This is a genomic window from Erwinia sp. Eh17-17, assembly GCF_039675725.1.
Classification (GTDB): domain Bacteria; phylum Pseudomonadota; class Gammaproteobacteria; order Enterobacterales; family Enterobacteriaceae; genus Erwinia.
Window position 1 is genome coordinate 290,652 of record NZ_JBDFQT010000003.1, and the last position, 18,579, is coordinate 309,230.

At 55.5% G+C, this 18,579-nt stretch carries 25 protein-coding genes, 1 tRNA gene and 1 pseudogene; 4 read left to right on the forward strand and 23 right to left on the reverse strand.

The window, feature by feature from the left end; genetic code table 11:
- Nucleotides 1–96: 96 nt before the first annotated feature.
- Nucleotides 97–1,491: an MFS transporter gene (locus tag ABEH87_RS11225; protein WP_346576462.1), complete on the reverse strand. Its 1,395-nt coding sequence runs from the start codon at nt 1,489–1,491 to the stop codon at nt 97–99.
- Nucleotides 1,492–2,068: 577 nt separating this feature from the next.
- Here ABEH87_RS11225 and ABEH87_RS11230 point away from each other — a divergent pair.
- The 3 genes from ABEH87_RS11230 (at nt 2,069) to ABEH87_RS11240 (ending at nt 3,505) form a co-directional block, all read left to right on the forward strand.
- Entirely contained in the window at nt 2,069–2,623 is a 555-nt protein-coding gene (locus tag ABEH87_RS11230) for a histidine phosphatase family protein (protein ID WP_346576463.1), read from the forward strand.
- A gap of 251 nt (nt 2,624–2,874) precedes the next feature.
- Nucleotides 2,875–2,951 (forward strand) — tRNA-Ile (locus tag ABEH87_RS11235).
- A gap of 146 nt (nt 2,952–3,097) precedes the next feature.
- On the forward strand, nt 3,098–3,505 hold the full coding sequence (locus tag ABEH87_RS11240) for a hypothetical protein (protein WP_346576464.1): 408 nt from the start codon (nt 3,098–3,100) through the stop codon (nt 3,503–3,505).
- A gap of 46 nt (nt 3,506–3,551) precedes the next feature.
- Here ABEH87_RS11240 and ABEH87_RS11245 read toward each other — a convergent pair whose 3' ends face one another.
- From ABEH87_RS11245 to ABEH87_RS11310, 14 genes are all read right to left on the reverse strand, one after another.
- On the reverse strand, nt 3,552–3,770 hold the full coding sequence (locus tag ABEH87_RS11245; protein WP_346576465.1) for an ogr/Delta-like zinc finger family protein: 219 nt from the start codon (nt 3,768–3,770) through the stop codon (nt 3,552–3,554).
- 66 nt (nt 3,771–3,836) lie between these two features.
- Nucleotides 3,837–5,015, reverse strand: a complete 1,179-nt coding sequence (locus ABEH87_RS11250; protein ID WP_346576466.1) for a phage late control D family protein — start codon at nt 5,013–5,015, stop codon at nt 3,837–3,839.
- Nucleotides 5,012–5,539 carry a phage tail protein gene (locus tag ABEH87_RS11255; RefSeq protein WP_346576467.1) on the reverse strand — a complete coding sequence of 176 codons (528 nt, stop codon included), beginning with the start codon at nt 5,537–5,539 and terminating at the stop codon, nt 5,012–5,014. Before ABEH87_RS11255 ends, ABEH87_RS11250 begins: the two co-directional genes overlap by 4 nt.
- Before the next feature lie 7 nt (nt 5,540–5,546).
- Nucleotides 5,547–8,000 (reverse strand): phage tail tape measure protein, encoded by a 2,454-nt coding sequence (locus ABEH87_RS11260; RefSeq protein WP_346576468.1) that lies wholly within the window; start codon nt 7,998–8,000, stop codon nt 5,547–5,549.
- Nucleotides 7,993–8,115, reverse strand: coding sequence for a GpE family phage tail protein (locus ABEH87_RS11265; RefSeq protein ID WP_346576469.1), 123 nt, complete (start codon nt 8,113–8,115; stop codon nt 7,993–7,995). The genes ABEH87_RS11260 and ABEH87_RS11265 overlap by 8 nt, the downstream gene beginning before the upstream one ends.
- Nucleotides 8,116–8,147: 32 nt before the next feature.
- Nucleotides 8,148–8,426, reverse strand: a complete 279-nt coding sequence (locus tag ABEH87_RS11270) for a phage tail assembly protein (RefSeq protein ID WP_346576470.1) — start codon at nt 8,424–8,426, stop codon at nt 8,148–8,150.
- 56 nt (nt 8,427–8,482) lie between these two features.
- Complete coding sequence (locus ABEH87_RS11275; RefSeq protein ID WP_346576471.1) at nt 8,483–8,992, reverse strand: phage major tail tube protein; 510 nt, start codon at nt 8,990–8,992, stop codon at nt 8,483–8,485.
- A gap of 12 nt (nt 8,993–9,004) precedes the next feature.
- A complete protein-coding gene (locus ABEH87_RS11280) occupies nt 9,005–10,174 on the reverse strand; it encodes a phage tail sheath protein (protein ID WP_346576472.1) in 1,170 nt (389 codons plus the stop codon).
- Nucleotides 10,175–10,265: 91 nt separating this feature from the next.
- Nucleotides 10,266–10,694: a tail fiber assembly protein gene (locus ABEH87_RS11285; RefSeq protein WP_346576473.1), complete on the reverse strand. Its 429-nt coding sequence runs from the start codon at nt 10,692–10,694 to the stop codon at nt 10,266–10,268.
- Nucleotide 10,695: 1 nt separating this feature from the next.
- Nucleotides 10,696–12,072, reverse strand: a complete 1,377-nt coding sequence (locus ABEH87_RS11290) for a phage tail protein (protein WP_346576474.1) — start codon at nt 12,070–12,072, stop codon at nt 10,696–10,698.
- Nucleotides 12,069–12,677 carry a phage tail protein I gene (locus ABEH87_RS11295; protein ID WP_346576475.1) on the reverse strand — a complete coding sequence of 203 codons (609 nt, stop codon included), beginning with the start codon at nt 12,675–12,677 and terminating at the stop codon, nt 12,069–12,071. Before ABEH87_RS11295 ends, ABEH87_RS11290 begins: the two co-directional genes overlap by 4 nt.
- Nucleotides 12,670–13,578: a baseplate assembly protein gene (locus ABEH87_RS11300; protein ID WP_346576476.1), complete on the reverse strand. Its 909-nt coding sequence runs from the start codon at nt 13,576–13,578 to the stop codon at nt 12,670–12,672. The genes ABEH87_RS11295 and ABEH87_RS11300 overlap by 8 nt, the downstream gene beginning before the upstream one ends.
- A gap of 3 nt (nt 13,579–13,581) precedes the next feature.
- Nucleotides 13,582–13,932, reverse strand: coding sequence for a GPW/gp25 family protein (locus ABEH87_RS11305; protein WP_346576477.1), 351 nt, complete (start codon nt 13,930–13,932; stop codon nt 13,582–13,584).
- Nucleotides 13,929–14,564, reverse strand: a complete 636-nt coding sequence (locus ABEH87_RS11310) for a phage baseplate assembly protein V (RefSeq protein ID WP_346576478.1) — start codon at nt 14,562–14,564, stop codon at nt 13,929–13,931. Before ABEH87_RS11310 ends, ABEH87_RS11305 begins: the two co-directional genes overlap by 4 nt.
- A gap of 88 nt (nt 14,565–14,652) precedes the next feature.
- Here ABEH87_RS11310 and ABEH87_RS11315 point away from each other — a divergent pair, with 88 nt between their 5' ends.
- Nucleotides 14,653–15,735: a hypothetical protein gene (locus ABEH87_RS11315; RefSeq protein ID WP_346576479.1), complete on the forward strand. Its 1,083-nt coding sequence runs from the start codon at nt 14,653–14,655 to the stop codon at nt 15,733–15,735.
- Nucleotide 15,736: 1 nt separating this feature from the next.
- Here ABEH87_RS11315 and ABEH87_RS11320 read toward each other — a convergent pair whose 3' ends face one another.
- The 8 genes and pseudogenes from ABEH87_RS11320 to ABEH87_RS11355 all read right to left on the reverse strand — a co-directional run bounded on the left by ABEH87_RS11320 (nt 15,737) and on the right by ABEH87_RS11355 (nt 18,561).
- Entirely contained in the window at nt 15,737–16,183 is a 447-nt protein-coding gene (locus ABEH87_RS11320) for a phage virion morphogenesis protein (protein ID WP_346576693.1), read from the reverse strand.
- On the reverse strand, nt 16,180–16,647 hold the full coding sequence (locus ABEH87_RS11325) for a phage tail protein (RefSeq protein ID WP_255851778.1): 468 nt from the start codon (nt 16,645–16,647) through the stop codon (nt 16,180–16,182). The genes ABEH87_RS11320 and ABEH87_RS11325 overlap by 4 nt, the downstream gene beginning before the upstream one ends.
- Nucleotides 16,580–16,900 (reverse strand): Rz1-like lysis system protein LysC, encoded by a 321-nt coding sequence (gene lysC, locus ABEH87_RS11330; RefSeq protein ID WP_346576480.1) that lies wholly within the window; start codon nt 16,898–16,900, stop codon nt 16,580–16,582. The genes ABEH87_RS11325 and lysC overlap by 68 nt, the downstream gene beginning before the upstream one ends.
- Nucleotides 16,824–17,171, reverse strand: a pseudogene (locus tag ABEH87_RS11335) (LysB family phage lysis regulatory protein); the annotation flags it as partial. The gene lysC and the pseudogene ABEH87_RS11335, both read right to left, overlap by 77 nt.
- Nucleotides 17,168–17,677: a lysozyme gene (locus ABEH87_RS11340; RefSeq protein WP_346576481.1), complete on the reverse strand. Its 510-nt coding sequence runs from the start codon at nt 17,675–17,677 to the stop codon at nt 17,168–17,170. The pseudogene ABEH87_RS11335 and the gene ABEH87_RS11340, both read right to left, overlap by 4 nt.
- The gene (locus ABEH87_RS11345; protein ID WP_346576482.1) at nt 17,661–17,885 is read right to left on the reverse strand and encodes a hypothetical protein; all 225 of its coding nucleotides are present in this window, start codon (nt 17,883–17,885) and stop codon (nt 17,661–17,663) included. The genes ABEH87_RS11340 and ABEH87_RS11345 overlap by 17 nt, the downstream gene beginning before the upstream one ends.
- A gap of 2 nt (nt 17,886–17,887) precedes the next feature.
- Nucleotides 17,888–18,094: a tail protein X gene (locus tag ABEH87_RS11350; protein ID WP_187509054.1), complete on the reverse strand. Its 207-nt coding sequence runs from the start codon at nt 18,092–18,094 to the stop codon at nt 17,888–17,890.
- The gene (locus tag ABEH87_RS11355) at nt 18,094–18,561 is read right to left on the reverse strand and encodes a head completion/stabilization protein (protein WP_346576483.1); all 468 of its coding nucleotides are present in this window, start codon (nt 18,559–18,561) and stop codon (nt 18,094–18,096) included. The genes ABEH87_RS11350 and ABEH87_RS11355 overlap by 1 nt, the downstream gene beginning before the upstream one ends.
- Between the last annotated feature and the right edge of the window lie 18 nt (nt 18,562–18,579).

An 18,579-nucleotide genomic window follows, 5' to 3' on the forward strand; every position in this document is an offset into this window, starting at 1 on the left:
CTCACTGTTAAAACGGATTCAGGCCGGATAAAAATCCGGCCCGCGTGTCCCTGTCGGTGGTGCCTGTTACGTACTGGTTTACGTTATCATCCGATGTTAAATCGCATCTTCTGGTGCGTTCAGATCGCGCCCCCTGGTTTCCGGTGCCACAAACGTGGTCAGGAAACCAATCCCCGCCATCACGGCGAAATAGGTCGCAATCGGCCACCAGTGACCGGTCCAGGCCAGCAGCGCAGAGGCCACCAGCGGCGCGGTCCCGCCGGAAAGAATCGAACCCAGCTCTTTCGCCGTCGCCATTTTAGTGTAGCGATGGTGTACGCCGAACATCTCCACGCCCCACGCAGCCTGTACGCCAAAGATGCCGAGCGATGCCAGCCCCATACCTGTCACTATAGTTGCTATGACGATCGCCGGTTCACGCGAGTCCAGTAGCATAAAGGCCGGGAAGGCATAGATAATCAACAGCAGGCAGAAGCAGCGATAGGTAATACGGCGACCAAAACGGTCTGACAGCCAGCCGGCCAGCGGAATAATCAGGAAGCCCAGCAGCGAAGCGATAAACACCGCCGTAGTGGCGACAGATTTATCCACCGCCAGCACTTTCACCACGTAACCGATGATAAAGCCCTGGGCCAGATAGGAGGGGCCATTCTCGCCGATACGCAGGCCAACCATGGTCAGGAAGGCGCGGCTGCGACGCCAGAATCCACGGGTATCCGGCACCACCGGCTCTGCGGCCAGCACCTGCTCACGCGCGGCTAACAGCTCGGCTTTTTTACGCTCAAAAACCGGGGTTTCCCGCAGATTACGGCGGATCCACAGAGCCACCAGCGCAATCAGCGAGCTGCACAGGAACGGAATACGCCAGCCCCACTCCTGCAGCGACTGCTGATCCATCTGCACCACGGCCAGCCACACCAGGGACGCCAGCAGCGTGCCGCTGTTAGAACCCAGGGCAATAATCGATGAGACCAGGCCACGACGCTGAGCCGGGGCGTATTCGCCCAGCATCACCGTACCGCCAGAGAGTTCAGCACCCGCACCAAAACCCTGGCTGAAGCGGAGCAGCACCAGACACGCCGGTGCCCACACGCCAATCGAGGCATAGCTGGGGATAAGACCGATAAGCGTGGTAGAGGCCCCCATCAGAATGATGGTAGAGACCATGACGACTTTCCGACCTTTACGGTCGCCCAGCCAGCCAAAGAACAGCGCACCAATCGGGCGGGCAATAAAGCCCACCGACCAGGTAGCAAACGTAGAGAGTAACGCCATCGCCGGGGTGGCTTCGGGGAAGAACACATCACCGAAAATAATCCCGGCGGCCAGACCATACAGCGCAAAATCGGCGTATTCCATTGCCGTGCCGAGCCAGCATGAGAGCGTGGCGCGCACAAAATCTTTACGTCCTTCGGGGGTGGCTAAGCGTTCATCTGCCGCGGAGTCAACTGGCGTTGCAGTTCCCTGTGCGGCGCTTGCAGGTGTAGACATGAAAAATTCCCTGATGTGAGGAGATCTGTTCGGCACCCTCCCTGGCGCGCACTCCTTCTGTGAGGAAAATTCGCCAGTGAAGATGCTGTGTTAAAAAGCATGACGAAAGGTCGTCTACCCGCCAGTGACGGGCAGTAAGGTTCCCTGGTGTTGGAACGCTCTATTCGCTTTGCGCCGACGGTCTAAAATTGACCAGTCGTATAAGTAACGCGAAACAAACTTTAACCTTCAGGTAGCTGATAACCATCAAGCACCGTGAATTTTCACTACGCAGCTATTGTATCTACCCGCGTAGATAAATCAAGGTGACGAAACGGAATTCGTTAGATTTTCTTGACATTCAGTGCGCTTCCCTTGTCAGAAAATCAAATAAAATCAACGAAGTAATTCGTTTGAAAAATAGGCTATTTATTTTTATGCCGTTGAAACATTGTTCAACCTTAAGACAAATGAGCCATTTTACGCACCGACACCGACGTTTTAACGCCTGAGTGTTGCGGGGAGATGACAGGCTGACAGTTTGTATTTAGCCGGGGCGCTGGGTAAGCTGAAAAACGAATCCACCAGGCGGAACACAATGACCATTACACTGATGCGCCACGGTAAACCCGACCACTTCCAGCCCGGCCGCCGCTCTGCGCTGGCGATGGCCGAGTGGTGCGAGGCTTACGATCTGGCCGAGATCTGCGACCTGCCGCCCGAACGCAGCCTGCGGCTGGCCGCTGAAGCGCAGATTATCGTCACCAGTACGCTGCCGCGTGCGCGCTCGTCGCTGGCGAAGCTGGGCAAAGCCCCCAGCCAGGTCGATGCGCTGTACTGCGAAGTGGCGATGCCGGTGATGTCGCTGAACTTCCCTTCCCTGCCGCCGCTGCTGTGGCTGCCGCTGCTGCGCGCAATGTGGCTGTGCGGCTATGCCGGACAGGTGGAGTCTTATACCCAGGCCCGTCAGCGGGCAATACTGGCCGCCGAGCGGCTGATTCAACTCTCTGCCGAAGGCAATGTGCTGCTGGTGGGGCACGGTATTATGAATAAACTGATTGCGCGACGCCTGCGCAAGCTGGGCTGGCTGGGAGAAAAGCACGCCAGCAGCCGCTACTGGAGCAGCGCTATTTATCATCCGCCGGTGATTTAAATCCCGCCGTTCAGCGACGGCAGGCAACGCATTCAGGCTGGCCTTTGTGCTGGCCGTGCTACGCCGATCCCTCACCTGTCACTGAGTCAGTCGGCGTCCTGCGGCCGTTAAAGCCGCATGACAGGCGGACCGGGGAAGATAATGGTTATGATTCAACCAGTTCCCGACAATACTATTTTGCCTGGAAAAACAGCAGACACATGTTAAGCGCTGGATCCAGCCGCGCAGTTACATTATAATCCTGCGCCTCAGGCCCCATAGCTCAGTTGGTTAGAGCACGCGACTCATAATCGCTTGGTCGCTGGTTCAAGTCCAGCTGGGGCCACCAGATTTTAGCTTTAAAACCAGTTAGTTAAGCCATCCTGCGAAGGGTGGCTTTTTTGTTTCTACCACACCATTGGCAGCAAAATGGCAGCAGATTTTTGCCGCCTCTTGCTGGTAGAGTCCCTGCCTCAACAATTCGAAGGATTCGGAATGAACCGTTTAAGTGTGACTTTACTCTGCACCACTTTAATTTTTGCAACGTCTGTGATGGCTCAAGAGTCAGACACCTCCATATTGAAAAGCAAACTCAAGTCGTGGCAACCAGCTGAAGTCACTCACAACGGCGATCAGATTACGGTAGTCATAACCAGCGCGAACATAACCTCAGAAATCTACAGCTCCATAATTTCCAGCGGAGTTTGTTCGCCAATTTGGACAAAAGCCGTTCCGGCCAATTACCTAAAAAACATCAAGCAGATTAACGTCACTAACAAATTCAAAAATACGGGTTACTCATTTGAGAGCCCGTTTAGCGTCTGCAAAGAAATGGGTAATTTGATGGAGAGGCCTGCAACTGCTGTGATGCTCGGTAACACTCGTACCTTTAACGGTAAATAGCCCTAGCAAAAAGCCCGCATTCGCGGGCTTCATATGGAATTATTTATCAGTGCAGTAGTGAGGGCTGGCTTTCATGATGTGCATGAAGCGGGACCTTATTAATTGCACCAGGAGTGACGATCACCGCTGCTATCGATTCATGAGTCTTAAAGGTGCAGCTGCAATTGATGTTCTGACATTGGTGATAGCGTTCTTTAGTCTCTTTAGAAAGGTAGCGACTACTTTTGGCATGGGCGGCTGTAAGGCAGATCGGACAATGCATCATTTTTGGTGTTCCTTCGTTGAGCGCATAACGTTAAATACACCAAAATCACAAAACGAGCAATTTAATTCACGATTCGTTATTTCCAGCGATTTCATAATCAACCCCCGATAGCAATACTTCGAACTCCAGCGCGGTGGTAAAGCCATTACTACTCAGGCTGTGAGTGACTTTACTGATAATCCAATGCTGCTGGTCTATAACCGACTTAAACCCGCTCACCTTTACCGGAGTTTCCGGGAACAGGTCGGCGCGCCCCATCGCCAGGGTAACTGAGAATTCAGCAACGCCGCGCTGCAGCTTCGACCACTTAGCCTGAGCGGCGCGCATTGCTGCGGCTTTTGTCGCATAGACCGTGGTGATGGCAAAAACGTTATCCTCACTCCCGGCCATATACTCACCCTCTTTGGCCTCGACGGGCTTTGTCGCTGCTGCTTTGGCTTTGGTTTTCTTGGCCGCCGGATGCTGTAGCGCACGCAGGTTCTTCACCTTCGGCGTGCGCTGGATCTTAATCTTATTGGTTTTCGGCTTCGGGTCTTTGGTATGCAGCCAGCTTGCGGTAACCCCGGTATACGCACCGCGATCCGCAATGCTGAAACTGTGTCGATCACCGTCCTGCCGGGTAATGGTCATCTGCGGGATAGGCTTACCGCCTGCGGTAACGCCGCCACCCGGTTTGATGAACAGCAGCCGCCCGGTCTTAATGGCGGCCACGGCACCGTTTAACGTGGCGATGCGCGTCAGGAAAGCGGCGTCCGTCTCCTGTGTCTGGTCGATGTGGCTCACTTTTACTGATGCCAGCCCGTCACCCATCATCGGTATGAGGTCATTGCGCGTGGCGACCTGAGTGATCACCTCACCCAGGGTTGTGTCATGATAGGACACCTCACGCCGGGAATTGAGCGAGCCGCGAAAATCCGCACTGCGCGCCCGGATGGTCATTGCATCCGGCGCACCGTGATGCTCAATCTCGTCAACTGTAAAGTCGCCCTTACCGATCAGCGGCTGGCCTTTCCAGCCGAGAAACAGTGAGATCACCGCGCCGCGTGGCGGCATGGCCAGTTGCCCGTCGGTATCATCCAGCTCGATATCAAGCTGATCCGCATCAAATCCCCGGTTATCGGTCATCGTCAGTGATATCAGTCGCGGGCTGATATCGGCGGTCACGTCCTCTGAATTAACCTTAACCATAAATGCCGGACTGAGCACGGCACCGGCAGGCATGGCAATACTGCTGATCCCGGTCATCCGATTAACCCCCCGGCCTGACTGATAAGGTTGCCCGCTGCCGTTTTGACGCTCGCCATTGCCGATGTTACCTGGCCCGGCAGCGAACCTGCTCCGCTAATCAGCCCGTCAGCCTGCTTTTTCAGGTCGCCGAACATAGACGTCAGTGACTCGTCAACACGCAGCAGGTTCAGCGAGAACATGATTTTGCTGGCCGAGCCATCAGAATAAAACTCACTGCTGGTAGACGAGTAATTTTCAATCACGTACATCCCGTAAATTGTTCCGTTCCCACCAATCAGCGGCCAGGCGCGCCCCTCATCGGCCAGCAGCTTGATGGTCAGCATGGAGATGGCCCCGCCGGTGATTTCCGGGCGCAGCTCGCCCGACAGCGTAATTTTCTCATCACCCACGCCGATAAACTGCGCCGAGGCGCGCTGACCGACGCGACTGTTTGTCGGCCAGCGGTAATCAATGGTCTGCTGCATTTCACTGTAGGGCAGCGTCTGGCGCATAAACGGAATCAACCCGTAAATCATCATCATCGGTTAATCACTCCCATCCCATTTTTGTACGCTGCTGTGCCTGCTTTCTGCGTGCTTCACGTTCGCGATCCTGCGCTATGAGTGCCAGCGCATCATCTTTCGACATTCCCTGATGCATATTGATCTCATAACTGCTGTGGTTCTGGCTGTTATCGGTATAACCGCCGCCAGCCGCTGCGGTAACAGGGCGGTATCCTGCGCCTCCGCTGGCAAGGCTGTACTGCATACCCGGATACTGAAACCCGACGTCACCACCGGCGGGGGCATCAGTCGGGATGTTGTCTTTAAGTTTTTTCGACTTATCGTCAACCATGCCGAGCTTTTCCAGCACCCAGTCAATGCCCCTCTGCAGTTCCGTCAGCGGTGAAAGTACAAACTTAATCCCGGCGGCCAGCAGCTCACCAAACTGCTTGCCCATATCACCCGCCGCTTTCAGTTCATCCTGGGTTAACTTGACCGGTTCAAGCAGCCCTTTGAACTTGTCCCATACCCAGCCGAGCTTATCCCCCAGCCAGTCAAAGGCGGGCTTGAGCGGTGCAAAGGCGTCAGCAATTGGCCCCATTGCGGCGGTAAACCCTGCGGCCATCCCGGCCAAAAATGCGCTGATAGGCTCCCAGTATTTACGGATAAGTAGCGCGCCGCCCACGATCAGTGCAGCCACTGCGACAACCGGCAAAGAGATGGCGCCAAGGGCGGCAACAATCGTTTCCCCGGCCACGCTGAAAGCAACGCCCATTTTGCTGCCGAGTGAGATGATCGTATTAATACCCGAGATCACCGGCCACGACGCCAGGCCAATCGAACCGAGCGCACCGAGCAGAGCCACGCCAGCGACGGCGGCTTTTGCCATGCCGTTTGCCAGCGCGGGATTAGCTTTAATCCAGTTATCCACTTTCAGCAGGAACTTCGTCGCGCTCTGCGTCAGTGACCGCAGCGAGCTGTCCAGCCCGTCGAACAGGTCAGTACCGACCGCCTCCCACGCCGACTGCAGTTCTTTGAAATCACCGCCGAGGTTGTCCTGCTGGATTTTGACCAGCTTCGACGTGCTGCCGTCCGAACCCTGAAACGTTTTGGTCAGCTCGTCCAGCTTTCCGCTTGATGCGGCTTTCATCAGCGTCACGGCAGACGATGCCGCTTCTTCGCCAAAGATGGTCTTCATGTACTCAGCCTGCTGCGCAGTACCGAGACGGTTTTTTTCGAATGACCGCTGCATCTCTTTCAGGATGGTGAAGAAGGGCCGCATGTTTCCTTTGCTGTCAGCGGTTTTAACGCCCAGTTCCTGAATGGCTGCGCCTGCCTGTCCGGTCGGAGCCTGCAGGCGCAGCAGCGCACCGCGCACGCCCGTTCCCGCCATGCTGCCGGTGATGCCTTCGGTTGCCAGTGCGCCGATCATGGCGGTGGTCTGCTCGACGCTGACGCCTGCGTTTTTCGCCACCGGTGCGATGTAGGTCAGTGCATCGCTCAGGCCGTCAAAGTTGGCGGCTGTTTTGTTCAGCGTTGAGCTGATCACGTCGCCGAGGTGGGCCACTTCGCTGTTAGCCAGGCCAAAGGCGTTTTTGGTACTCATCAGCAGCGAGGCGCTTTCTTCCATGCTGCGGTTGTTTGCCAGCGACATATCCAGCGTGACCGGCGTCGCCGCCTTGATGTCGTCAACGCTGCCGCCTGATTTGGCGATAATGATCTGCGCCTGCGCGGCATCGTTGGCCGATGCGGCGGTGTTATCACCGATGCTGCGCGCCTGCGTGCGCAGGGACTGAAACTCTGCCGAGTCTTTATCAAGGCCGAGCGTCGCCTGCAGCGTGGAGTTGGCCTGTGCGAACTCATAGCCCGGCTTGAGCACGGCAGCACCGGCCACCGCGCCTACCGTAGCGGCACCCAGCGCGGCGGCGCTGCCGTTGCGTACCTTCGCCGAAAGCTCCTGGCCCTTACGGTAGCGCTCGCTGACGCGGTTTAGCTGCTCCTGTTTCTGACTGAGGCGCTGCAGCTCCTGCTTTTGACGGCTCAGGCCGAGCGTTGCCTGCGCCGAGCTGCTTTTCAGGCGCTGCTGCTCGCTGCTCAGGCTTTTGGTTGAGATGCCCGCGGCGTTGAGCGCTTCGCGCTGCTGCTGCACCGACAGGCGCAGGGCGTTACTTTTGGTCTGCAGGTCAGACGCCGCCTTGCGGGCGCTTTCCAGCGCACGGGCCTGCTGCGTGGTCGGGCGTTCGGTGTTGCGAAACTGGACGGCCAGCGCCTGCGCCTCGTCCTTTGCCGCTTTCAGCGCCCGCTGCGTGACGGCAAGCTGTGCGCTGCTCTTGCGGAAACCGTCAATCTTCGCGGCCTGCGCATCCAGCGCCTTGATGCTGGCCTGCGTTTCGCGGATGTCGCCCGAGAGTTTTTTGGTTTCGGCCTGAATGGCTTTGAAGGGGCGGGACGCCTGGTCGACAGCTTTCAGCAACACCTGCAGCCTGAGGTTATTACTCATCCGGGTTTACTCCGCTGCGGATCAAGGCCTGATGCCGCCAGTCGAGCAGTTCGGCCAGCGGCATGATGTACATTTCAGAGGGGGGCCAGTGAAAAATCGTGGCAATGTCGGCCATCAGGTCATTGACGGTCAGCTTTGCTGGCCAGTCTACTCGTCCGATTTCGGCGACAAAAAACCAATCACCGTCCCGGCCATTGAGATCAGGTCTTCCGGGGCCAGATTCAGGCACTCCGCTTTCGTCAGCGCTGGCTGGCTGATGCGGGGCAGTACGACAAGCAGCGCATCAACATCAGAACCGGCAAGGTCTGACAGACGCACGCCGCGCAGCGCGCCCGCGTTAGGCTTAATCAGCTCAACCTGGCTGATTTCAGTTTCCCCGCGTTTAACCGGGCTGGCCAGCACAACTACATTTTCTTTCTGTTCCATTTTTTGTCTCTTTTCAAAGGGGAAATAAAGGCCAGCGCCGGGCGCTGGCTGTGTTATCAAATCAGACCGAGGTTTTTGCGGCGCTGTTCGAGCCGGTCAATGCCGTTCACTTTTTCAACCATGTTCACGGTGTCGATCTCGATCAGCTCTTTCCCGTTCCAGGTGAGCTTGAAATAGGTGTTTTTGGTAGTGATTTTGGTTTCGGTGTCTTCGCCCTGTTTTGCCTCGCCAAAATCGAAGGCCTGGTGACGACCGCGCACCTCGATCTCGACGGCAATTTCCTCCTCGGTGTCGTCGCGCTGATAGGAGCCGGTAAAGCGCAGCGGTACGGCGCTGCCGCCCCACTGTGACAGCACCAGATCGTCAACGCCGCCGATGGTCCATTCCATATCCAGCGCGTCATCGTCCAGGCCGTTATCGATAAAGCCCGCACCGTTCATGCCGCCGCCGCGATAGGTGTCCAGCTTGCGCGACAGCTTCGGCAGCGTGACGGCGGTGACAACGCCCTGATAGCTGTTGGAATCATTGAAGAGGTTCAGCCCCTTCAGTTTGCGAGGTAGTGCCATTTATCCGGCTCCTTAGCTGTTAACGGACGCGGCGAAGTTCGCCAGATAGCTGTCGGTGATACGCTGGCGCAGGGTTAAATCCTCCAGCGGCGGCACCGGCGTATAGTCATAATCGATAAAGAGCTTGCCCGCTTTCAGGGTGTCTTTATCGTTGGCGGCATCGTCGTACCAGGCCGTTGCACCCAGCAGATAACCGGCATTGACCAGTTCACGGAATTTGGCATTGATACCCGCAATGATGTCTTTCACCAGCACCGGCGTCAGGGGCTTATCGTTGGCCCACATGTGCGCCTCGGCCATCGTATCGGCCAGCACCTGCGCGGTACGGGTGTAGTTTTCAAAGGCGAACAGCGGATCGTCACTGCAGGTACGGTTTCCCCAGAAGCGAAAGCCGTCTTTGCGGATAAGCGTGGTGACACACGCTTGGTTAAGCAGGTCAGCATCAGTGCCGACCTGCTGCAGATCCCAGAACACTGACGCTGAAACCCCGGTCACGCCGTTTACGCCAACGTTCGACAGGGTTTTATGCCAGCCGGTGTCATTGTCGATTTTGGCGCGCAGGCCCAGCGCACGCGCCGTGGCATAAGCAATATCAGAGGCATTGGCGGTGGTGTTCCAGGCGATAAAATCAGGCCAGATAACCATCAGCTCACGCTGGCTGAAATTCTCGCGATAGAGCATCGCCTCTGAGATGGTTTTGCAGCCGTGCGCCGACACGTAACCGAAAGCGCGGAGCTGCTGACAGATGTTGGCAAGCGCCGTCGCCACTTCCAGCGAGTCGAGGCCCGGCACGCCAAGAATGCGCGGCTTAACGTCTAGCTGAGTCTGCGCGCTGAGCAAGGCTTTCATGCCGGTGTAGCGACCGTTTTCGTCGGTGGTGCCGATGATATTTGAAATGGTTTCGGCATCCGTCGCACCCTCAGTCACGCGCACAACCACGGTGACGGGTTTTGACTGATCGGCAATGGCCTGCAGAGAAGCCGCCAGGGTGCCTTTTTTACCGGCTTTGGCAATAGCACCCTGCACGTTGGTCAGCAGGACCGGGGTGTTAAGGGGAAAGGTCGCGGCGTCGGCGTCTTCTGCAGTGCAGACCATGCCGACAATCGCGGTTGAAACGGTGGAGATGGTGCGCGTGCCGTCGTTTATTTCGACGACACGGACACCGTGATGATAATCTGCCATCTGTAGCACTCCAAATTAAGGGTGCGCTCAGATTGCCATCCTGGCAGATTGTGTGCTCGCTGTCCGGGCTTGCTGGCCTGTGAACAAACAATCAGGATCGATCCGGTTTTGTAGGGAAATCCACGGGTAGTGATGAAATATCGACTTTCGTCAGATCGTAGCGGTATTTCTGCCAGGCTGTCAGTCTCGGCATGTCAGCTTCATCAATATAACCGCCGTCCAGTGCATCTTTTAAAGGCTCAATAACTGCTGTAGCCTCATTTTTTAAAGCCTGTACTGTGGCTTTTGCCGTCGTAACCATCTCTTCCTGTGACATGGCCGGTGCATCAGACCAGGCAGGAAGATTATCTTGACCTGCAACGCAAACCTTTCCTTTAACACTGGAAGTGAATTCGTTAAATACTTCATCCGAAACATCAATAACGTCATCAGGCCATGAACCCGCTGAAATATAATCCTCTTTCCATTGAATCATTAAGAAAACATTTTGAGAGGGACTGTACGCATATTTCATTTTCATATTACCGCCCCACTGCTAGCAAAGTTACGACTGAAAACCCGACCACTGGCGAGTCCAGCGGCATCGTCACAACATCACAAGACGTCCTGGTTACACTTTCCGCAGATGCAACAACGTTAACGTATGATGTTTTACAAACAAATACAGCAAAACATTCAGATGGAAATGCTACAGGAAAATTCACCGTCGTCGCTCTTGAAGCATTAGGCGTCGTGGCATTTGAGGCTGTAGGTTTAAGGATTTGAAAAATAATACCGTTGGGTAACTTCCATGACCATTTATTGTTAGAGGTATCTACTCCGGTTAGGTCCTGCAATCCGAGATACTGCAATAATGCCGGAACATTTCTCCCACTTAATGCTGTCAGAGTAGCGTCAAGCTGTTGCTTTTGAGACAGTTTATTCAGCATGGTCGCTGCAAAATTCTCATCGCCACCCAGTGCATTAGCAAGTTCTTTTAGCGTGTCCAGTGCGGCCGGAGAACCTGCGACCAGTGCTGCAATAGCTGCCTGCACAAAAGCAGTATTCGCCATCTGCTGTGAGTTATTACCCGCTGCGGCCGTCGGTGCAGTCGGGGTGCCGGAAAACACGGGGCTGTTGAGCAGGGCATAATCACCCACCACGCTTTTAACGTGTGCGGTTGTCGCCAGCTGCAGGCTGTTATCTGCTTTAGCCGCAGTGGGGGCGATTGGCCTCCCGGTCAGCCCCGGACTGTCGAGTGGAGCATAAGCACCGACGACCAGTTTAACGTGCGCAGTTGTCGCTAACTGCGCACTGTCATCCAGCCTTGCAGCTGTAGGCGCGATCGGCCTGCCGGTGAATGCCGGACTCGCTTTCGGGGCGTATTGTGTATGCGGGTCAGCGGCGGCGAGATGTTTAGCCATCAGAGAGTCGGCGTAAGCTTTCACCTCAATCGCGTTGTCATCGACATATTTTCGCGTTGCAAGCACAACCGACGGGTCAATTTTCAGCGTCACTGCCTCAGTGCTGTTAACGATCAGAATCATACGCACCGTCTGCGTTCTGCCGCTTCCCTCCTGCAGTTGCGGCTTATACGTCTCCGGGCAGTTGGCCACGGCAATCATCACGCCGTCGGCATCAAACAGGCCAATTTCGCGGATCCAGAAACCGCCGTCACCCTCCGGGATAATCTGTTCGGCAATAATCTGGCTGCTGTTCGCCGCATCCACGCTAAGGCCATTGAGTGCGGCCCGGCGTTTTTCAGCAACCAGCGCCGTCTGGCTGGCGTTCGGCGTGGGCAGCGTGCCGCCGCCATCACCAACGGCCATCTGAGTAATCTGCAGTTTAGTGCCGAGCGCGGCGGCGTTAGCCAGCTTTGCCGCGCCCAGGTTGGTTAACAGGGCATAGTATTTGGTCATGCGCTCACTTCCATTCTGTCGATGATGTGGATTGCCGCGCCGGAATAACCAGGCCCGGACACGGTTATAATTTCAGGGGTGTAGGGGTAAACCGTCAGCTCGTCGCCGTCATAGCTCGCTGCAGCAACAGGCAGACCGCCCGTAACGTCAAGATTGATGGAAAGCCCGATGAGGTGGCGACTGCAGGGTTTGGCATCGGCTATCAGCCGCTCCAGCTCGTTGTACATTTCATCCGTAATGCCCGTTTCCAGCACGCCGACGTCAAGCCGGAACGTGCCCGGCACATCGCCGGTTTTCCACCACTCCGTAATTCTGATCAGATAACCCAGCGGCTCGACCACGCGCCGGATAGCGCCGATGGTACCTTTATGACGGTGAACATAGACTGAGGCCGCGACGACGCTCCGCTTTGTGGCTTCTGGCCAGTTCGCATCCCAGCGGTCAACCGACCACGCCCAGGCGAGATAGGGCAGCAGGTCCACCGGGCAGGTCGCCGGGTTCCACAGCTTGCGCAGCGGTACGGGGGTTTTCTCAATCACGGCGCAGGCTTCTGCCGCCGCCACCTCGAGCACTGAGGACCCCGTGGGCAACAGGCGATCACTCATCGGAACCCCCGAAGGTGATGGTGTAGCCGGTGCAGTAACCGGCCTGAGTTTTATCCAGTATCACATCCTGCGCCGGTGCGTTCAGTTGCACCCGCTGCACGCCCTCAACGTGAAGCGCGGCATACAGCGCCGACTGGCGAATGTCGCGACCAAGCCGACGCTGTGCAGAGACAAAGGCCGCAAGCCGGGCCTCTGCCGCTGCACGGATGGGTTCAGCCTCCGGCCCCGGATAGATAAACAGCGTTGCGTCCACGCGGTAATCAACGATGGCCGCAGACTGCACCGTCACCCTGTCTGCGACCGGGCGCACGTTCTCATCATTCAGCGCCGCGTCGACCACGGCCAGCAGGTCAGCCGGTGCAGTACCGTTTCCCTCACGCGACAGCACGGTAACGGTAACCACCGCAGGGGACGGGCTGATCGCGGAAGCGTCAGCGACGCGCCCGTCAGCGCTTTTCGCGTGGTACTCATACGCACCCGTCGGCCCGGCCACGCTCAGGCCTTCAAAGGCCCCGGCCACGCGCAGGCGAAAGTCATCGTCGCTCTCCATCACTGCGGCAACCGGCGGGATCGCCCCGTCGTCAGCCGGAGTGATGGTCAGACGCGACACGCCATTGTTGACACCCAACTGGTCGAGATCACCGCCGGTGGCAAAAGCGACCATGTTTGCCCTGGCGGCTTCGTTGACACGCTGACGCAGGATGATTTCGCGGTATGCGTTTTCCTGCAGCAGCTTCACGATGGGTTCCGATTCCAGCGTCAGCGTGCGCGCAATCGCAGCCTGCTGGTCTGCCGGATAGAGAGAAATCAACGTGGCTTTGCGTTCAGCCAGCAGGGTTTCATAGTCCAGCGCCTCGACAACATCAGGCGCGGGGAGCTGGCTCAGGTCAATGGTTGCCATAGTTCAACTCACAGGGATGTTAAGGGAAAAATCCTGAATTGAATCAGTGCGCGAGCCGGTAATCTCAACCACCATCCCGCCGTTAAAGTCCGGATCAAAACTGATGGCGGTGAGTTTTATCCGTGGCTCCCACTTCAGGATCGCCATATAGCACGCCGACATGACTTGCAGGTGCAGCGCGCCGTTATTCGGCATATCAATCAGCGCTGACAGCAGCGAGCCGTATTCCCGCCGCATTACCCTGGTGCCGACCGGCGTTGTCAGGATGTCGCGCACTGACTGCCGTATATGCTCAATGTCATCAGCCGTCGTGCCGGTGTCGCGGTTCATTCCGCTGTATTTAGCCACCGTCATTTCGGCCCGTCCGTATTACTGCCGCCGCGCTCAATTCCGCCGTGTGTGTGGCTGTGTGACACAACACCGTTTGATGTGAGGCTGCCGCCGCTGTGGGTAATATTCCCTTTCATGGAGCCGCCCCCGGTCAGTTCAAACGTGGCCGCTTTGAGCTTACGGGTGCATTCAACCAGGGGGGTATCGAGGGTGATTTTTTCACTGGCATTGATCAGCACCGTCGTGGTTTTCACCGTGACGGAATCCGCTGCCTCAACCGTGGCGGTTTTCATCCCGGTAGCGGTCAGCGCGCCGGTGGCGGGTTCGTACTCGATCACCGCGCCGTCAGGAAATGACCAGTGCAGGGCATCAGCCGAGGCAGACGGGGCGGGACGGTCGTCAGAATAGATGCCCGGCAGGATAAAGCCGGTATTCAGCTCGCCGCCGAGGCACAAAACGAGCACCTGCTCGCCTACGGAGGGGGCATTCCAGGTGCGTGTTTTACCTGCGCGGGCGGTCAGCCAGTGCAGCCAGGCGGTGGTATTGTTTCCGGTATCCACGCGACAGGTGCCGTCGTCAAGATTGACGGCGGCAACGGTGCCGATTCGGATCAGGTTGCGCAGCAGGCGCAGGGTATCGCTGATATTTTCATTCATTATGCAATACTATTTCCCTCCCATTTTGTGAGCAAACCTTGGTAGCATGTTGGTCCATGAACAAACTTAGAAGCTCAGTGAGGCTCAAATGGAAGAAGAGTTTTTTTCAAGAAACGATGTGCAGCATTCGTTAAAGAAGTATTTAGAGCTATTAAAAACATTACACATTCAAGATAATGAAATTTTCAACTCCAAAAGAGAATATCTGAAAGATATTATAAGCAGCTTTATTCATGCTCCTGACATCTGGGACGAAAAGTCAAAAATGAATATTAATTTCATTTCAGAGAGATTCTTGATGGAAATTAATAATGAGGTTATGGATGAAGATTCATTAAGCTTAACCTATTCATCTTGCTTGCGGTTCGCTTTAGAAAGAGGCACCAATACTCTGGGTAGGATGCCTCGCGAAATTGCAAGATTTCAGAGCTATGCAATATATAATATCAACTATTTTTGCGGGGAGGCTAAAGAACAAATTGAATACGCACTGCGTGAGATGCCGTTTTCACTTATACATCACTTGATTCACTCGCGACGATTCAAGGATTATGAAAACTTCCCAAGCTTAGTTGATAGAGCAGAAAAGGTCACAGCGGAATGGGATGAGGAGCTTAGACAAAAAATTGATAATGTAGATAATCTTAAAACAACGCTTGACAAACATGAAGGTGCTTATAACTTCGTTGGTTTGTATGCTGGTTTCTCTAAGTTAGGGAGAATTAAAAAAGAAGAGTATAAGTGGGCTAAAATAGCTATGTTTACTCTTGGCTGTATACTTCCAATCCCTCTTTTCGCAGAGCTCATATACCTGTTAATTGCTTCGCCAGAAACAATTGCATCCTATTCGTATTTAATAAAAACCGTGCCAATAATTTCACTAACTCTTATTTTTATTTATTATTTTAGAATAGCCTTGAATAACTATAATTCTATACGTGCGCAGATTGTGCAGATTGAGTTAAGGAAAAGTTTATGCAGGTTTATACAAAGCTACGCTGAATATATCAAGGACATTAAATCCGGCGGAAATGAAAATTTACTTGCAAAGTTTGAAGAGATTATCTTTTCAAACATAATGACATCAGAGGAGAAGGTCCCATCAACTTTTGACGGGCTTGAACAATTGGCAGGTTTGATTGGCGCAGTAAAAGGTAGTAAAGGTAAGTAGATTATTCTAACTTTTTAATTATTTCGTGGGTGATGATTTCGTATGTGGTCGAGTCATATCCCAGAAGAGGTCTTTTATCATAATTGACCTCTTTGCTAGTTTTTGATGGTCTATCTCTTAAGCCGTAATGGTGCACCCTGGCCATGCGCTGCACCCGCCCGGTAAACTCAACCACAGCGTCATCCCCAGTGCCTTTCGCTTTCATGTATTTTGCAGTGCGCAGTTTGGCAAACATTTCCCGTTTGATGCGGCCCTTTCTGCCCCGCAGCGGCTGCGCCTTGCGGGGTTTAAACGGCGTGCCGTCCGGGGCTTTCTGGCTTTTGATATTCCGCTGCTGGCTGGCGCGCAGCTTTCGAGCAATACCTGACGCCATCTGCTTACGTGCTGCCGGGGACAAATTAGCAATCAGCGCAGCAAGCCGGGTTTCAACGGGCTCCAGTGGGTTCATCGCTGCCACTCGCTCACCAGCTCATCTTTAACGTAAAGCTGCCACGGGCGGGAATTGTTTTCCGGCAGCGGCGGCTCGCCAAGGTGGTTAACGTGCAGCGCGCCGTCCAGGTCTTTAACGAGCACGCGCTCAGTAAGCTGCAGGTTCATGCTGATATCAATGAGCGTATCGCTGATCACATCAGCGCTGAAGGTAAAGCCGGTGCGGCGCTTTTCTTCGTTAGCCATAATGTCGGGCTGGTTCTCACGCAGCCAGGCCAGCACCGGCACAACCAGCAAATCCAGATCGCCGTCATAGTCGGTTACCACCAGGTTAAGCTGATACTGATATTCAAACGACAGCGAACTGGCGAGCGTGGAAACCATTCGCCCGTTATCAATAAACATATTCAGGCTGTCAGGGTTTCGCTGCAGCAGCGGTACGCTTTTTGTCAGCACTTCGCGGAGTTGCTTCGGTTTCAACATCGTGCTGCTCCTGGCATTCTTTGATGATTTCCACCTGCAACCCGCATGATGCGAGCGCAGCCTCTAACTGCCGGTTGTCAGCCGCCAGATCGCCCTGCGCCTGCAGGTTGTTTGACGGGAACGGGCAGCTTGTCACGCGTGGACAGCCAATCCAGATAATCTCGGGCGCTGGCAAAGGCGGGGCGGCTGTGCAGCCGGATAACGTCATCAGGCAAAGCAGCGGCAGACCAGCCGCGTAATGTCGGGTTAGCATCGGTTTCCCTCTGGATGGTTAGCTCACGATTGAGCGCGCCGGTACTGGCCCGCCCCTGAAGCAGGCGCAGCGCCGCCTCTCGTTTCTGGCCGTCACGCGCTTCGGCATTCAGCCGCGTGATAGCTTTATCCCGGCTCTCAATGCCCGCCGACAGGGTGCCGATGATGCGCTGCGCATCGCCCAAATCAGCCTTAGCCCCCGAAAGCTGCCAGCAGGTGAAAGCCAGCGCCGCCAGCAATGCGACTAACAGCACAGACAGCAGGCGCGTCATGCAGCCCCCTTCATGCACCAGGCGATTTCCCGCGCCCGGCGGTTCTCAATGCCCTTATTTTTGACGCCTTTCACGTATACCCATCGCAGCAACTGCTGGCAGGCGCTGCGCCACTCACCGCGATTGATAAACCCGGCAAGGGTGGACGTGCAGGCGGCGCGCAAGCCTACATTGAAGGTGAACGACACCACGGCGTCATAAACCTGCGACGGCATGGCAACCGGCATACAGGCTGCAATGCCGCGTTCAACGCGCATCACGTCGTACACCAGGTTAATCGCGACCTGCCGATCGCTGACAACACTTTGCGGTGTTACCCCCTCGGTATGCCCGATGCCGTTAGTCCAGACGTTCGCGCTGCACTGATACGGCGTGGTGCGGCAACCTTCCGCATCGGCAATCAGCCGCAGCCCTTCCTCTGATGTTTTCAGCGTGCTGAACTGCGGCAGCAACGCGGCGATAGCCAGTACGGCAACCACGGTGCAGCGTTTAGCGATCTGGCTCAAAGGTCACCCCCTGCAAAGACTGACGCGCCAGCTCATACGTTTTCCGGCGGTAGTGCCAGTTAATGAAAAAGTTAGCCACGTTGATAATCAGCGTGACCACCGCCACAAAAGCCCCGACCATAAAGGCGATGTCCTGCACCGTATGGCGGCTGAACCACATCATAAAAAGCCCGACCACATAGCTGATAATTGAGCTGTTTTTCTCCATGATTAACTCCAGAGGTTCACTGTTTCACCCGCTGCCGGTGAGTCAGGCAGATCGGGCAGCGTGACCTCGCACCCGTGCGGCAGTACCGGCCCGCTTTCGGCAAGGCCGGGATTGGCCGCATAGACCAGCTCAACGACCTGATCCGTGCGCCCGTAATGGCGATAGCAGATGTCGTCAACGGTATCGCCCTGTTGCGCTAAGACGTTCATCACAGCAATCCGATGATGCAGGCACGTTTACCTGCGATTTTGCTGATACTGAAACGGGCGTCGCGCCAGTATTCGTCAGCGCTGGTCTTGATTTCATCGGTCTTTTTGGTGCCGCTGGCGTCATAGCCACGATAACGCTCAACGATGGTTGCTGCAGTCAGGTGACTGACTGCATCAAAGTAGTTCGACAGCTTTTCACTCTCGCCGTCGAGCTGATCGGCGGGAACATCGGCAAGAACTTTAAACCCTGCCGCCATCTTTTCGGCCCGGTAGTCATACAGTTCGGCGTTCACCTCAGAGATCGCCGTTTTTACTGCCTGACGCAGCCGGGCAGCTGGCACGGTTCCCTCATATCGCAGGGTTTCGCGCAGGCGCTGAAGGTCGATATCCGGCCAGAAAAAGGTATTAACAATCGGCGGCTCGGCGGCGTCAGCCGGTCGCGGTGCGGGAATTACCAGCGTGCTCATAGTGGGCCTCTGAATAGG

Bases quoted from the DNA above. Each gene is read 5' to 3' on its own strand.
- ABEH87_RS11225 (WP_346576462.1), bottom strand. From the start codon at position 1,491: ATGTCTACACCTGCAAGCGCCGCACAGGGAACTGCAACGCCAGTTGAC.
- ABEH87_RS11230 (WP_346576463.1), top strand. From the start codon at position 2,069: ATGACCATTACACTGATGCGCCACGGTAAACCCGACCACTTCCAGCCC.
- ABEH87_RS11240 (WP_346576464.1), top strand. From the start codon at position 3,098: ATGAACCGTTTAAGTGTGACTTTACTCTGCACCACTTTAATTTTTGCA.
- ABEH87_RS11245 (WP_346576465.1), bottom strand. From the start codon at position 3,770: ATGATGCATTGTCCGATCTGCCTTACAGCCGCCCATGCCAAAAGTAGT.
- ABEH87_RS11250 (WP_346576466.1), bottom strand. From the start codon at position 5,015: ATGACCGGGATCAGCAGTATTGCCATGCCTGCCGGTGCCGTGCTCAGT.
- ABEH87_RS11255 (WP_346576467.1), bottom strand. From the start codon at position 5,539: ATGATGATGATTTACGGGTTGATTCCGTTTATGCGCCAGACGCTGCCC.
- ABEH87_RS11260 (WP_346576468.1), bottom strand. From the start codon at position 8,000: ATGAGTAATAACCTCAGGCTGCAGGTGTTGCTGAAAGCTGTCGACCAG.
- ABEH87_RS11265 (WP_346576469.1), bottom strand. From the start codon at position 8,115: ATGGCCGACATTGCCACGATTTTTCACTGGCCCCCCTCTGAAATGTAC.
- ABEH87_RS11270 (WP_346576470.1), bottom strand. From the start codon at position 8,426: ATGGAACAGAAAGAAAATGTAGTTGTGCTGGCCAGCCCGGTTAAACGC.
- ABEH87_RS11275 (WP_346576471.1), bottom strand. From the start codon at position 8,992: ATGGCACTACCTCGCAAACTGAAGGGGCTGAACCTCTTCAATGATTCC.
- ABEH87_RS11280 (WP_346576472.1), bottom strand. From the start codon at position 10,174: ATGGCAGATTATCATCACGGTGTCCGTGTCGTCGAAATAAACGACGGC.
- ABEH87_RS11285 (WP_346576473.1), bottom strand. From the start codon at position 10,694: ATGAAAATGAAATATGCGTACAGTCCCTCTCAAAATGTTTTCTTAATG.
- ABEH87_RS11290 (WP_346576474.1), bottom strand. From the start codon at position 12,072: ATGACCAAATACTATGCCCTGTTAACCAACCTGGGCGCGGCAAAGCTG.
- ABEH87_RS11295 (WP_346576475.1), bottom strand. From the start codon at position 12,677: ATGAGTGATCGCCTGTTGCCCACGGGGTCCTCAGTGCTCGAGGTGGCG.
- ABEH87_RS11300 (WP_346576476.1), bottom strand. From the start codon at position 13,578: ATGGCAACCATTGACCTGAGCCAGCTCCCCGCGCCTGATGTTGTCGAG.
- ABEH87_RS11305 (WP_346576477.1), bottom strand. From the start codon at position 13,932: ATGACGGTGGCTAAATACAGCGGAATGAACCGCGACACCGGCACGACG.
- ABEH87_RS11310 (WP_346576478.1), bottom strand. From the start codon at position 14,564: ATGAATGAAAATATCAGCGATACCCTGCGCCTGCTGCGCAACCTGATC.
- ABEH87_RS11315 (WP_346576479.1), top strand. From the start codon at position 14,653: ATGGAAGAAGAGTTTTTTTCAAGAAACGATGTGCAGCATTCGTTAAAG.
- ABEH87_RS11320 (WP_346576693.1), bottom strand. From the start codon at position 16,183: ATGAACCCACTGGAGCCCGTTGAAACCCGGCTTGCTGCGCTGATTGCT.
- ABEH87_RS11325 (WP_255851778.1), bottom strand. From the start codon at position 16,647: ATGTTGAAACCGAAGCAACTCCGCGAAGTGCTGACAAAAAGCGTACCG.
- lysC (WP_346576480.1), bottom strand. From the start codon at position 16,900: ATGCTAACCCGACATTACGCGGCTGGTCTGCCGCTGCTTTGCCTGATG.
- ABEH87_RS11345 (WP_346576482.1), bottom strand. From the start codon at position 17,885: ATGGAGAAAAACAGCTCAATTATCAGCTATGTGGTCGGGCTTTTTATG.
- ABEH87_RS11350 (WP_187509054.1), bottom strand. From the start codon at position 18,094: ATGAACGTCTTAGCGCAACAGGGCGATACCGTTGACGACATCTGCTAT.
- ABEH87_RS11355 (WP_346576483.1), bottom strand. From the start codon at position 18,561: ATGAGCACGCTGGTAATTCCCGCACCGCGACCGGCTGACGCCGCCGAG.